Raw genomic sequence first — 11,995 nt, forward strand, 5'->3', positions numbered from 1 at the left:
CGCTGCGACAGCCGCCAAATGAGATTTCAGGACAGGTAGGGATTCTGCTGCGTTTCGTGACCGATGGAAGTTGCAGGCCCGTGTCCGGGAAATACCTTCGTCTCCGGTGGCAGCGTCAGCAACTTGGTCAAAATGCCGTCCAGAAGCTGCTGGGTGCTGCCTCCCGGCAGGTCCGTGCGGCCAATGGATTCCGCAAACAGGGTGTCTCCGGAAAACAACACACCCGAGTCCGCCAGGTAAAAGGTCACACTGTCCGTCGAGTGCCCCGGCACGTGGGCGAGGACGATGGTTTTCCCGGCGATGACCAGCGGCTCACCGATGTCGAATTTCCGGTCCACCTCATACGGGATCACCGAGATGGGCAGCCCCCAGCCACGGGCCGCCGACTCCAGCGTGAGATCCTTCGAATAGTCCTCCAGTGCATGGAGCCGCGCGCCGGTGGCTTTCAGTGCGGCGGCGTCAGTGACGTGGTCGTAGTGCTGGTGGGTGAGCAGCACGTCATCCACCCGGACACCCTTGGAAGTGATCCAGCGCGTCACGCCCTCCGGAGCGTCGATGAGGAAATTGCCGTCCGGGGTTTCAACGAGGTAGGCGTTCGTCTGCACGAACCCGCCGGTGTAAATCGAGAGTTTCATTGGGAAAAAGCAGGCGTAGGACGCCATCGCGGGAAGTGCACCCGTGCGACATCACCAGGCGTAGGTCACCTCATCCGGATTTCTTGCCCAGCCTCGTGAGCAGGAGCATGAACAACCCGAACACCAGCAGGACGATCCCCCACTCCAGGTTGATGTTCTTGCCGAGCGATTTCTCATACATCGCGCTCCCCCGCGTGGCCACGCCGTATCCGGTGAGGATGACGCCGAAGAGGGTGAAGAGGATGCCAATGGGTAGGCGCAGGTCGAAAGCCATGACGATGGATGTGGAGGTTACCAGAAGTAGAAGTTGAGCGCGGTGACCGCGATGATGATGAGGGCACCGAGGACGGCGGGGCGGGTGTACCATTTGCCGCCCTCCTCAACGTGCTTCGGCGTCAGCGAATAGACCAAACCGGCAAGCTGGGCGTCGGTCTTTTCCCGCGCCTGGGTGAGGGAGAGCACGACATTGGTGACAAAGGTGACGGTGAAGGCGACGCCCGCCACGTAGAAGCTCTGCGACATTTCCTTCGGCAGCTCGATGAGCGGCGAGATCCACCCGCCCTTGATGAAGCCGACGGGATTCCCGGTGGCGATGCTCAGCCCGTGGAAGGCGAAAGCGGAAGTGGTGCCCGCCACCAGTCCCCAGAAGGCACCGCGGCTGTTCGAGCGGACGGTGAACATGCCCAGCAGGAAGGTGGCGAAGATGGGCGAGTTCACGAACCCGAAGACCATCTGCAGCAGGGACATGATGTTCTTGAAGTTGCTGGCGAAGTAGGCGCAACCGATGGAAAGCAGGACGCCGAAGATGGTGGCGTAGCGGCCCATCCTCATGAGCTGGCGGTCCGTCTTCACCCCCGGGAACTTGGTTTCGTAGATATCGTAGGTCCAGACGGTGTTGAAGGCGGTCACGTTCGCCGCCATGCCGGACATGAAGGAAGCCATCAGGGCGGTGAGCGCCAGTCCGAGCATGCCGTTGGGGAAATAGTGGAAGATCATCGACGGCAGCACCTGGTTGTAGTTGGAGACACCGTCCTTCATCGGGATGGTGTAGCCGCTGGTGGTGCTCATGTGGGTGAGCGCGTAGGCGATGATGCCGGGCAGGATGACGACGGCGGGGAACAGCATCTTCGGCACCGCGCCGATGAGCGGCGTGCGGCGGGCCGCCCCCATGGACCGGGCCGCCAGCGCGCGCTGGACCTCCGCGAAGTTCGTGCACCAGTAGCCGAACGAAAGGACGAAACCGAGACCGAAGAGGATGCCATACCACGGCACTCCCAGCGGATTGCTGATGCCGGCGGTGTCCTTCCACAGGTGCATGGCATCCGGGCGGGTGGTTGAAATCTTCTCCACCAGCCCGTTCCAGCCACCCACGGCCTCCAGGCCCAGCCATGCCAGCGGGGCGATGCCCAGCAGGATCATGAAGAACTGCAGCACCTCGTTGTAGATCGCGGAACTGAGGCCGCCCTTCAGGATGTAGGCCAGCACCACCACGGAGATGACCAGCAGGGACACGTGGTAGTTCCACCCCAGCAGGAGGTTGAGAAGTTCCGCCAGCGCGTGCATGGAGATACCGGAGGAGAACAGGGTGAGCACGGCGAAGGAGACGGAGTTGAAGGTCCGCGTCTTCTCATCGTAGCGCATCTTCAGGTATTCCGGAACGGAACGCGCTTTCGAGCCGTAGTACATCGGCATCATGAACACGCCGAGGAACACCATCGCGGGAATAGCCCCCACCCAGTAGAAGTGGGCCGTCATGATGCCATACTCCGCGCCGGAGGCCGCCATACCGATGATCTCCTGCGCGCCGAGGTTCGCCGAGATGAAGGCGAGGCCGGTGATCCACCCGGGGATCGCGCGGCCGGAGAGGAAGAAGTCCTCCGAGTTCTTCATGTAGCGCTTCAGGGCGAAGCCGATGAACATCACCGTGAGGATGTAGGCCGCCAGGATCGAGTAATCGACGAAGTTCAGCTTGATGCTGGTGGCGAAGCCGGATGCCCCGATGTCCACGGAGGAACTGGCGGCGAGCAGGGCGGGAAGAAGGTCGGACGACATGGATGAAGCGTGGGATTCGGGGACTGCGGGAAAGTTTCAGCCGGGATACCGGGGGGATGGCAAGCGTGGTCTTATCGGGCGGACAGCTTGAAGATGATGCGGTGCTGGTAGGTCTCCCCCGGCCTGAGCACGGTGGTGGGGAAGGACGGCTGGTTCGGCGCGTCCGGAAAGGCCTCCGTCTCCAGGCAGAGGGCGGTGCGCTTGTGGTAGGCGACGCCTCCCCTGCCCTTCACCCCGCCGTCGAGGAAGTTCCCGAGGTAGAAGTGGATGGCCGGGGCGTCCGTGGAAACAGTGAGGATGCGCCCGCTTTTCGAGTCCTCCACGGTGGCCGCCTTGCGCACGCCATCGCCCGGGCGGAGCACCCAGGCGTGGTCGTAGCCACCCGCCAGCTTGAGCGCCGGGAAGTTCTCACCGACGCCTTTCCCGATCTCGGTGGGCTTGGTGAAATCCATCGGCGTGCCCGCCACCGGTGCCCGCTCCCCGGTAGGGATGAGACCCTTGTTGGTCGGCAGGTAGTGATCCGCCTCCAGCGTCAGCATCTGGTCGGTGACGGGGGCGGCGGGATCTCCGGAAATGTTCCAGTAGGCGTGCTGCACCAGGTTCACCACCGTGGGCGCGTCCGTGGTGGCGGTGGCGTGCCAGCCCAGCTCGTTGTCATCGTTGAGGGTGTAGGTCACCTTCACGGAGAGATTTCCCGGGAAGCCTTCCTCGCCATCCTTCGACAGGTAGGTGAACTCCACGCCGTCAGCGGTTTTCGTGCCCTTCCACAGCACCTTGTTGAAGCCGACCTTCCCGCCATGGAGGCTGCATGGCATGCCGCCGGGGTTGTTGTTCTTCGCCAGCGTGTATTCCTTTCCATCCAGCGTGAACTTCCCGTCCGCGATCCGGTTGCCGAAGCGACCGACCGTCGCGCCAAAGTAGGAAGTGTCCTTCAGCCAGCCCTCCAGCGTGTCATGGCCGTGCGTCAGCTCGGCGGATTTCCCGTCACGGTCCGGAGCCTCCACGGATGCCAGGATCGCGCCATACTCGGTGACCTTCACCCGCATGCCCTTCCCGTTCTCCAGGGTGAAGATCTTCACTTCCCGCCCGTCCGGCATTTCCCCGAACTTCTCTTCCTTGATGGATGCCGCAGCCACTGTCGTGGCAACCGATAGGAAAACAGCCACCGACTTGAAAGGGTTTTTCATACGTCCCTCCGTCTATTTCACCCGGACCGGTCCGCCAAGAGGCATTTTCCGGATGACCAGGATGATGGGATTTCCTTTCGCCGCCCGAAACAGCGGCTCCTCAACCAAAGCCGCATAGATCGCCTGCAACTTTGCTGCACGGCTCAGTCGTGGCCCAACGACAGATTGATTGACGCAACGGGCGGCTTTCCCTAGCGTTTAAATCACCGGCTTCCGCTTTTTTCATCCCTCTCCCCCAAATTCCCGTATCATGAACATCCAGACCGCACTCAACGATTTTCTACGCACCCATCAATCGCTGGTCATGAAAGCATCCAGCGCGCTTGAGAGCGGGAATACCGCATCAGTGAAAACCATTCTGAAATCGGTGGAAAATTCATCCGTCGCAAAGCTGCTTGCGTCCAAGCTCTCCAACTCGAAGAAGGCGATGGATGAATTCATCACGGAGATGGAAAAATTGGGACTTTTTGGAAAGATGATCGGTGGTCTCACGGCGGTCGCCGCAGGTGCGTTCGTCATGAAAGGCTTTGGAGCGCTCATGTCGGTGATCGGACTCGCGTTGATGGCCTGGGGTATCTACACCGCATTGACTGCGACGTGGGATATCGTTAAGTGGAAGATGCAGGAAATGCTTGCCGGCATGTGACTGCCAGATCGCATCCACATCCGGATGTTATCAGGGCAGATCGGCGCGAAATGATCCGCAACATGCGGTTCATCCCATCCGGGCCCAACCCCACGCGCACCGTCGTATGCTCCGGCAATTTGGGAACCATCCAGGGGCGGCGCTGCACCCGGACTCCTCCACGATCTGGTTGAAATGAATGCCGATACAGCCTAGGTAACGGATCATGAAACCGACCCACGATTTCGAAGCCCTGCTCGCCGCCATCCTCCAGGAGTTCGACTGCCAGACCGGCACCATCCACCGGACGGACGCCAGCGGGGAACTGCTGGAACTGGAAGCCCAGATCGGGGTGCCGGAATTCGTGCTGGAGAAGATCACCCGCATCCCCTTCGGCAAAGGCATCGCCGGGGTGGCGGCGGAGAGGAAAGAACCGGTGGAGCTGTGCAACCTGCAGGCGGACCTGGGCGGCGTGGCGAAGGAAGATGCGCGCAAGACCAATGTCGCGGGTTCCCTGGCGGTGCCGGTGATGATGTATGGCAGCGGCAAGGTGCTGGGTACGCTGGGCATCGGCAAGCACGTGCCGCACGACTTCACGGAAACGGAGAAGCGCCACCTGGCCATCCATGCGGAGCAGCTTGCCACCCTCTTCGCCAGCGAACTCTGAATTTCAAACGGAAAAGGTCCCGGCAGGTTGACCCGGACAAGGTTCCTGATAGATTGGCAGCATGACCAATGTGGAAACGGCAACGCGGATCCTGGACACGATGCTGGGGCACCTGGGTTTCACGGTGACCATCGAGGTGCAGGACACCCACGACGGGCCGTGTCTCCAGATCCACTCCGGGGACAGCGAATCCATCATCGGCCACGATGGCGACCGCCTGGACGACCTCCAGTATTTGGTGAACCGCATCCTGCGCCGCCACATCCCGGACGCGGAGCGGATCAAGGTGGACTGCGGGCACTACCGCTCCATCCAGGAAGACCGGCTGCAGGAAGAGGTCCGTTCCCTGGCGGAACGAGTCAAAAGCACCGGCAAATCCCTCCAGATGAGGCCATTGAACGCCTACTACCGCCGATTGGTGCACAATGTTCTCGTAGGGGACCCGGGAGTCGTCTCATCCTCCCCGGGCGGAGACGACCGGCTGAAACGCATCACCGTCTCTCCGAAACCAACCTCTGCTCCCGCTGAATGAAAAAATTCTTCTTTGATTGCGGCACCCGCGATCTGACCGCCTCCATCGGCATCCTGGTTCTCCGAGTGGCCACCGGCCTGTTGATGATGCTGGCCCACGGTATTCCCAAGCTCCAGAACTACGAAGCCCTGCGGGCGAAATTCAAGGCCCCGAGCTCCCTCGACGGATTCCTCAACGGCCCCATCGCGCTCATCCTGACCATCGGCGCGGAGGTGGGAGCCGCCGGCCTGCTGATCCTGGGTCTGGCCACCCGGCCAGCCGCGTTCATCCTTTCCTTCACCATGGTCATCGCCGCATTCGACGTCCATGCCGCCGATCCTTTCAAAATCAAGGAACTGGCGCTGATGTACCTGCTCTGCGGCGTGGTTATCCTGCTCACCGGAGCAGGCAGCCTCTCGCTCGACGCCTCCCTCTGCAAGGAGAAGCGCCGCCGCTGGTAAGGAACCCCGCCATGGAAACCCACCGTCTCGTACTGCCTGCGGATCTGAACCAATACGGGTTCCTTTTCGGTGGCAGCCTGCTGGCGTGGGTGGATGAGGCGTCCTGGATCGCCGCCAGCCTGGACTACCCGCACAGCCTGTTCGTCACGGTGGGCATGGACCGGGTGGAGTTCCGCCACAGCGTCCGCCAGGGTACCATCCTCGCCATCAAATGCGGGCGACTCAGGCAGGGCACCACCAGCGTGACCTACGCCGTGGAGGTCCGTGACACGAAATCGGACGCCGGGCCGATCTTTTCCACCAATGTGACCTTCGTCAGTGTGGACGAAACCGGAGCCAAGAAGCCGATCTCCGGGGAGTAGTATTCCCGCATGGAACGAAGGTCGAGAGACCCTCGTAGGGGGAAGTGCGCTGGAAGACTGGAGCTGATTTGCCGGGGGAAAAACGCCCCGCCGAATCCCTCACGAGATTCGCTACCCCATGGATCAACGCCTGCGGCGCAGGCCGGACAAGCATCCCCCGGCGAGCAGCAGCAGCGCGGCGGACGGTTCAGGAATCACCCCCACATCCTGCAGGGTGGTGCCGATCCGGATCTCATCCACGCTGGTGGAACCGGCGACCAGACCGTTGCTGTTGAAGTCGAGCACGAGTCCCCTGCTTTGGTAGGAGTTGTTCTCACTGACATAGAAATTGGGAGCATTCCCCGCAGAGGCAGCATTGAACACGAAGTCAGCCGTGCCCACCCCATCAAGAGATGGATTGATCCACAGCCGGATGGTATCGTTGTTGGTGCTGTCGTTCTGGATCTGGGCGACCAGGAAATAAGTCCCCGCCCCGTAGACCGTCGAACCGATCACCGTATTGGTACCGCCATTGCCACGGGCAAAGAGGTTTCCCGATTGGTTGATCCCGAATTGGAACGGACGGTTGTCCGAACCGTTGGTGGTCATGAATCCAAACGAAACACCCCCAGAGCCATCGATGGTGACCAGCGTGCTGACAAAAACGCTGGTGGGCGCAAACGTGCCGGTGGTGAAGTTCCGCTGGTAGGAAAGCCGGTTGGGCGAGCCCGCATCCGTCTGGTAGGTCGCCTGCCCCGCCGTGGTGGCCAGGGTGGAATAGGAAGCCTGCCCGCCATCCGCCCGGACATAGCCGGAGGCGGATGCCGTGCCACCGTCGTCCACCCAATAAACGCCGCTGGCAGAGAAGTAGGTGGGATCCTTCACCCAGCCGCTGGTGAACCCGCTGCCGGTGCCACTGCCCTGACCGGAGAGATGATCCGTCGGATAATCCCTGGTGGTCGCACCCGTGCCGAGGTTGTATCCGGAACCGAATCCTTCATAGGCGAGCAATGCGGCGGAAGCAGGGGCCGCAAGGGCCACGGACGCGAAAAGGGTAAAAAATCTCATTCCAAACAGGGGGCTTTACGAAGGCGGGTGGATTTATGTGACGCAGTTTCGCCGAAAATGCCAACATTAAGTTGCCCGGCGCCCGGGATATGCCGGGAATTGAATGCCCACCGCCTTACAATCATGAGTCCATGACAACCCCGGAAACACTTCAGGCAAGATGGATGGATCTCTGCTCCCGGGTGGGAATCCCGGACGGGGACAAGAGTTGGAGCTTCCTGCTGGCCGCCTACTCGGAACCGGTCCGCACCTATCATAATCTCTCCCACATCGGGGACTGCCTGAGGCTTCTGGACAAACACAGGAAACTCGCAGTGGATGCCGATGCCATCGAAATGGCGCTCTGGTTCCATGATTTGATCTACGATCCACAGGCCAATGACAATGAGGAGGCCAGCGCCCGGTGCGCCCGGGATTTCCTCGGGGGTTCCCCACTCAGGGATGAAGTGGTGCGGCTGATCCTCGCCACGCAGCACCCGGATCCATCCCACCCCACGGCGGATGAATCCCTCATCAGGGACATCGACCTGTCCATCCTCGGGTCGGACACCGGCACTTATGGACGCTATGCCAGCGCCATCCGGCAGGAGTACCATCACGTCCCTGACGACGCCTATGCAGCCGGCAGGGCGGCCATTCTGTCGAAATTCCTCGAACTTCCGCGGCTCTTCATGAATCCCGCATTCTCGGAACCCTTGGACCTGCCTGCACGGCGGAATATGGCGGAGGAGATCCTGAAACTGACCGGAAATACTGTCCGGGACACCGCCCGGACGGACCGGCCGCGTGATTTCCACTGACTCCTTCCGGCCGGGAACCGGGGCGAAAACTGGCCAAACACCCCGTTTGACATTTCCCCCCCGGCCCCACTAGTTTCCCCGTCCCGGCCCAAGTCCGGCTCATTTTACCATGAACATCGTTGTCGAGAAGCAGCCCAAGTGCACCGCCACCCTCCGTGTCGAAATCCCATCGGAGAAAGTCAGCGGCAAACGCGAACAGATCGTCCGCGGCTATGCCAGCCAGGCCCGCCTTCCCGGCTTCCGCCCCGGCAAAGCCCCGCGCGCCGTCGTGGAAAAGCGCTTCGCCCGTGAAATCACCGAGGAACTCAATGGCGCGCTCGTCAACGAAGCGTATGACGAAGCTCTCAAGCAGGAGCAACTGAAGGTGCTCGACTTCGGCATCCCGGAGAACCTCACCACCAATGCCGACGGTTCCGTTTCCTTCGAGTCCAAGCTGACTCTCGCCCCGGATGTGACCCTCCCGGAATACAAGGGCATCAAGGTGACCGTTCCCCCGACCGCAGTGCCGGACGAGGAGGTGGACACCCAGCTCCAGGCGCTCCGCGAGCGTTTCGCCGATTTCAAGGACATCGAGGGCCGCGCCACCCAGGAGGGCGACTTCGCCGTCATCGACTACACCTCCACCGTGGACGGCCAGCCGACCGATGAGTTCATCGGCAAGCAGGCAGGCTACCTCAGCGGCCGCGAGGGCTTCTGGGTGAAAGTGGACGAAAAGGCGTTCCTCCCCGGCTTCCCGCTGCAACTGGTGGGCCTCAACGTCGGCGACTCCAAGGAGATCAAGGTCACGCTGCCGGAAGATTTCCCCGTCGCCGCCGTCCAGAACAAGGAACTGGTCTTCCAGGTGACCGTCAAGGAACTGAAGGAAGCCGTCCTCCCGGAGCTGGACGACGAGCTGGCCGCCAAGCTGGCCCCCGGCAAGACGATGGAAGACATCAAGGGCATCATCCGTGAGAACATGGAAGGTGAGCGCGCCCGCAAGATCAGCGACCTCAAGGTCAACCAGATCGTCGCCTACTTCAACGAGCAGGTGAACTTCGAGCTCCCGGACGAACTCATCGCCCAGGAAACCCAGAGCCAGGCGAACGCCATGGTCAGCCAGGGCATCCAGTCCGGCATGACCCAGGAGGAGATCCAGTCCCAGCAGGAGGAAATCTTCGCCTCCGCCGGCAACCAGGCCGTCTCCAATCTCCGCACGAACTTCATCCTCCAGGAAATCGCCCGCGCCGAAGGCATCCAGGTCAACGACCAGGAGCTGGTGAACCACCTGGTGGTCATCGCCAACCAGCGGAAGGTCGCCCCGAAGAAGTTCATCAAGGACCTCCAGCGCTCCGGCCGCATCCCGAACGTCCGTTCCTCCATGGTCATCGGCAAGGCCATTGACTTCCTCGTCGAGCACGCCACCGTTGAGGAGTCAACAGAAGCCAAACTCGATGCCTAATTTCAAATCGCCTGATATGTCGTCCGGTCACGCTCCCTCCAACTATTACGTCCCGATCGTCATCGAGTCCGATGGCCGCGGGGAGCGCTCGTTCGACATCTACTCCCGCCTGCTCAAGGACCGCATCATCTTCATCGGCACGCCGATCGATGATGGTGTGGCGAACTCGGTGATCGCGCAGCTCCTTTTCCTGCAGATGCAGGACCCGAAGAAGGACATCCACATCTACATCAACTCCCCCGGTGGCTCCGTCACCGCGGGTCTGGCGATGTATGACACGATGCAGTTCCTGACCTGCGACGTGAACACCTATTGCATCGGCATCGCCGCCTCGATGGGTTCCGTCCTGCTCACCGCCGGCACCAAGGGCAAGCGGTTCTGCCTGCCGAATTCGCACGTCATGATCCACCAGGTTTCCGGTGGCGCCCAGGGCACCGCCCTCGACGTCGAGCGGACGTTCGGCTTCATGATCAACCTCAACAACCGCCTGCACGGCATCCTCGCCAAGCATACCGGCAAGACGCTGGAGCAGTTGAAGAAGGATTCGGAGCGCGACAACTACATGACCGCCGAGGAATCCGTGGCCTACGGCCTGGTGGACAAGGTCCTGGAAAGCCGCAAGCAGCTTCCCGACGCCGTGGCCGCCCTGGCCGAGCCGCCCAAGGAAAGTTGAATTCCAACAGCGGCGGTGACTCCACGTCACCGCCGCTTTTTTCGATCCGCAGGACCGTTCAGCACCCTGTCTTGCCTTCTCCCACAATCCCTGTAGATTCCCCCATATGGCCCGCGCATCCAATCTCACGATGTGTTCTTTCTGCGGAAAGAGCCACTCAGAGGTGAAAAAGCTGATCGCCGGGCCGGGCGTTTATATCTGCAACGAGTGCATCGATGTCTGCTCAAACATCCTTGAAAAGGAACTGGGCGGCCTCACTCCGAAGGGAGGCACGGCGCCAGCGGACAAATCCGGCTTCAAGATCCCCTCTCCCGCCGTCCTCCGCGACCATCTCAACGAGTTCGTGATCGGCCAGGAGAGCGCGAAAAAGGTCCTCGCGGTGGCCGTCTATAACCACTACCAGCGCCTCCGCCAGGACCAGGCGAAGCTCGACGATGAGTTCCAGGGGGTGGAAATCGAGAAATCGAACATCCTGCTCCTTGGCCCGACGGGTTCCGGCAAGACGCTGCTCGCCCGTACGCTTGCCCGCGTGCTGGACGTTCCATTCTGCATTGTGGACGCCACCACCCTCACTGAAGCCGGCTACGTCGGCGAGGACGTAGAGAACATCATTCTCCGCCTGCTGCAGGCGGCGGATTTCGATGTGGCGAGAGCGGAGCGCGGCATCATTTATGTCGATGAAATCGACAAGATCGGCCGCAAGACCGAAAATGTCTCCATCACCCGGGACGTCTCCGGCGAAGGCGTCCAGCAGGCGCTGCTGAAGATCCTCGAAGGAACGACCTGCAACGTGCCCCCGCAAGGTGGCCGCAAGCACCCGCAGCAGGAGTACATCCAGGTGAACACGGAGAAGATCCTCTTCATCTGCGGCGGTGCCTTTGTCGGCCTGGAGGACATGGTCCGCCGCCGCCTCGGCAAGAACACGCTCGGCTTCCACTCCGACCTTTCCCAGGCGGATCTGGACGACAATGCCCTCAACATCCTGGAGAAAGTCCAACCGGAGGATCTCCTGCACTTCGGCCTCATTCCGGAGTTCATCGGCCGCCTTCCCGTCATTTCCTCGCTGCGCAAGCTGACGGAGGACGAGCTGGTGAACATCCTCACCGAGCCGAAGAACGCGCTGGTGAAGCAGTATGCCAAGCAGCTCGCCATGAACGGCGTGAAGCTCCGCGTGACCCGCGACGCCCTCCGTGCCCTCGCGGAGGAAGCCGTCCGCCGTGGCACGGGCGCCCGCGCACTGCGCTCCATTTTCGAGAAAATGATGCTCGATGTGATGTTCGACGTCCCGTCCCGCGGAGACATCGAGGCCGTCACCATCAACCGCCCGGTGGTGATGGGAGAACGCTCACCGCTCATCCGCAAGCGCCGTGCTGATGCGGACGCGGATGAGGATGCGGCGTGATCCCAAGGATGTTTTATGGGATGATCCACCGCATTTTCCAGCGGCTGGATCGGGCACAGGCGCGCTGCGGCACCTGGGTGAGGAGGTGGACATTGCGGCAGAGCGGCTATGTCCGCTACGCACTCATTCCTGTCC

At 61.5% G+C, this 11,995-nt stretch carries 14 protein-coding genes; 9 read left to right on the forward strand and 5 right to left on the reverse strand.

Translation table 11 applies throughout. The annotated features are described in order from the left end of the window. Positions 1–26: 26 nt before the first annotated feature. The 4 genes from OVA24_RS14740 to OVA24_RS14755 all read right to left on the reverse strand — a co-directional run bounded on the left by OVA24_RS14740 (position 27) and on the right by OVA24_RS14755 (position 3,874). Entirely contained in the window at positions 27–635 is a 609-nt protein-coding gene (locus OVA24_RS14740) for an MBL fold metallo-hydrolase (RefSeq protein ID WP_267670666.1), read from the reverse strand. A gap of 70 nt (positions 636–705) precedes the next feature. After that, positions 706–909 carry a hypothetical protein gene (locus OVA24_RS14745; RefSeq protein ID WP_267670668.1) on the reverse strand — a complete coding sequence of 68 codons (204 nt, stop codon included), beginning with the start codon at positions 907–909 and terminating at the stop codon, positions 706–708. A gap of 17 nt (positions 910–926) precedes the next feature. Further along, positions 927–2,687 (reverse strand): sodium:solute symporter family protein, encoded by a 1,761-nt coding sequence (locus OVA24_RS14750; protein WP_267670669.1) that lies wholly within the window; start codon positions 2,685–2,687, stop codon positions 927–929. A gap of 71 nt (positions 2,688–2,758) precedes the next feature. Further along, complete coding sequence (locus OVA24_RS14755) at positions 2,759–3,874, reverse strand: aldose epimerase family protein (RefSeq protein ID WP_267670670.1); 1,116 nt, start codon at positions 3,872–3,874, stop codon at positions 2,759–2,761. Positions 3,875–4,124: 250 nt separating this feature from the next. Here OVA24_RS14755 and OVA24_RS14760 point away from each other — a divergent pair, with 250 nt between their 5' ends. From OVA24_RS14760 to OVA24_RS14780, 5 genes are all read left to right on the forward strand, one after another. Beyond that, positions 4,125–4,520 carry a hypothetical protein gene (locus OVA24_RS14760; protein WP_267670672.1) on the forward strand — a complete coding sequence of 132 codons (396 nt, stop codon included), beginning with the start codon at positions 4,125–4,127 and terminating at the stop codon, positions 4,518–4,520. A gap of 205 nt (positions 4,521–4,725) precedes the next feature. Further along, entirely contained in the window at positions 4,726–5,166 is a 441-nt protein-coding gene (locus OVA24_RS14765; RefSeq protein ID WP_267670673.1) for a GAF domain-containing protein, read from the forward strand. Between the two features lie 61 nt (positions 5,167–5,227). Beyond that, entirely contained in the window at positions 5,228–5,698 is a 471-nt protein-coding gene (locus OVA24_RS14770; RefSeq protein WP_267670674.1) for a Jag family protein, read from the forward strand. Continuing rightward, positions 5,695–6,138, forward strand: a complete 444-nt coding sequence (locus OVA24_RS14775) for a DoxX family protein (RefSeq protein WP_267670676.1) — start codon at positions 5,695–5,697, stop codon at positions 6,136–6,138. Before OVA24_RS14770 ends, OVA24_RS14775 begins: the two co-directional genes overlap by 4 nt. A gap of 11 nt (positions 6,139–6,149) precedes the next feature. Continuing rightward, a complete protein-coding gene (locus tag OVA24_RS14780; protein ID WP_267670678.1) occupies positions 6,150–6,500 on the forward strand; it encodes an acyl-CoA thioesterase in 351 nt (116 codons plus the stop codon). A 123-nt stretch (positions 6,501–6,623) separates the two neighbouring features. Here OVA24_RS14780 and OVA24_RS14785 read toward each other — a convergent pair whose 3' ends face one another. After that, on the reverse strand, positions 6,624–7,547 hold the full coding sequence (locus tag OVA24_RS14785; RefSeq protein ID WP_267670679.1) for a PEP-CTERM sorting domain-containing protein: 924 nt from the start codon (positions 7,545–7,547) through the stop codon (positions 6,624–6,626). Between the two features lie 164 nt (positions 7,548–7,711). Between OVA24_RS14785 and OVA24_RS14790 the strand changes: the two genes are divergently transcribed. The 4 genes from OVA24_RS14790 to clpX all read left to right on the forward strand — a co-directional run bounded on the left by OVA24_RS14790 (position 7,712) and on the right by clpX (position 11,860). After that, positions 7,712–8,347 carry an HD domain-containing protein gene (locus tag OVA24_RS14790; protein ID WP_267670681.1) on the forward strand — a complete coding sequence of 212 codons (636 nt, stop codon included), beginning with the start codon at positions 7,712–7,714 and terminating at the stop codon, positions 8,345–8,347. Positions 8,348–8,456: 109 nt separating this feature from the next. Then, a complete protein-coding gene (gene tig, locus OVA24_RS14795; protein ID WP_267670682.1) occupies positions 8,457–9,785 on the forward strand; it encodes a trigger factor in 1,329 nt (442 codons plus the stop codon). Continuing rightward, positions 9,778–10,458, forward strand: a complete 681-nt coding sequence (locus OVA24_RS14800; protein WP_324287861.1) for an ATP-dependent Clp protease proteolytic subunit — start codon at positions 9,778–9,780, stop codon at positions 10,456–10,458. Before tig ends, OVA24_RS14800 begins: the two co-directional genes overlap by 8 nt. A 106-nt stretch (positions 10,459–10,564) precedes the next feature. Beyond that, the gene (clpX, locus tag OVA24_RS14805) at positions 10,565–11,860 is read left to right on the forward strand and encodes an ATP-dependent Clp protease ATP-binding subunit ClpX (RefSeq protein WP_267670683.1); all 1,296 of its coding nucleotides are present in this window, start codon (positions 10,565–10,567) and stop codon (positions 11,858–11,860) included. The last annotated feature ends 135 nt before the right edge of the window (positions 11,861–11,995 follow it).

This window comes from Luteolibacter sp. SL250, assembly GCF_026625605.1.
Taxonomy (GTDB): Bacteria; Verrucomicrobiota; Verrucomicrobiia; order Verrucomicrobiales; family Akkermansiaceae; genus Luteolibacter.

What these genes read in the sequence shown, in the direction of transcription:
- OVA24_RS14740 (WP_267670666.1), bottom strand. Translation starts at nt 635, where the DNA reads ATGAAACTCTCGATTTACACCGGCGGGTTCGTGCAGACGAACGCCTAC.
- OVA24_RS14745 (WP_267670668.1), bottom strand. Translation starts at nt 909, where the DNA reads ATGGCTTTCGACCTGCGCCTACCCATTGGCATCCTCTTCACCCTCTTC.
- OVA24_RS14750 (WP_267670669.1), bottom strand. Translation starts at nt 2,687, where the DNA reads ATGTCGTCCGACCTTCTTCCCGCCCTGCTCGCCGCCAGTTCCTCCGTG.
- OVA24_RS14755 (WP_267670670.1), bottom strand. Translation starts at nt 3,874, where the DNA reads ATGAAAAACCCTTTCAAGTCGGTGGCTGTTTTCCTATCGGTTGCCACG.
- OVA24_RS14760 (WP_267670672.1), top strand. Translation starts at nt 4,125, where the DNA reads ATGAACATCCAGACCGCACTCAACGATTTTCTACGCACCCATCAATCG.
- OVA24_RS14765 (WP_267670673.1), top strand. Translation starts at nt 4,726, where the DNA reads ATGAAACCGACCCACGATTTCGAAGCCCTGCTCGCCGCCATCCTCCAG.
- OVA24_RS14770 (WP_267670674.1), top strand. Translation starts at nt 5,228, where the DNA reads ATGACCAATGTGGAAACGGCAACGCGGATCCTGGACACGATGCTGGGG.
- OVA24_RS14775 (WP_267670676.1), top strand. Translation starts at nt 5,695, where the DNA reads ATGAAAAAATTCTTCTTTGATTGCGGCACCCGCGATCTGACCGCCTCC.
- OVA24_RS14780 (WP_267670678.1), top strand. Translation starts at nt 6,150, where the DNA reads ATGGAAACCCACCGTCTCGTACTGCCTGCGGATCTGAACCAATACGGG.
- OVA24_RS14785 (WP_267670679.1), bottom strand. Translation starts at nt 7,547, where the DNA reads ATGAGATTTTTTACCCTTTTCGCGTCCGTGGCCCTTGCGGCCCCTGCT.
- OVA24_RS14790 (WP_267670681.1), top strand. Translation starts at nt 7,712, where the DNA reads ATGGATCTCTGCTCCCGGGTGGGAATCCCGGACGGGGACAAGAGTTGG.
- tig (WP_267670682.1), top strand. Translation starts at nt 8,457, where the DNA reads ATGAACATCGTTGTCGAGAAGCAGCCCAAGTGCACCGCCACCCTCCGT.
- OVA24_RS14800 (WP_324287861.1), top strand. Translation starts at nt 9,778, where the DNA reads ATGCCTAATTTCAAATCGCCTGATATGTCGTCCGGTCACGCTCCCTCC.
- clpX (WP_267670683.1), top strand. Translation starts at nt 10,565, where the DNA reads ATGGCCCGCGCATCCAATCTCACGATGTGTTCTTTCTGCGGAAAGAGC.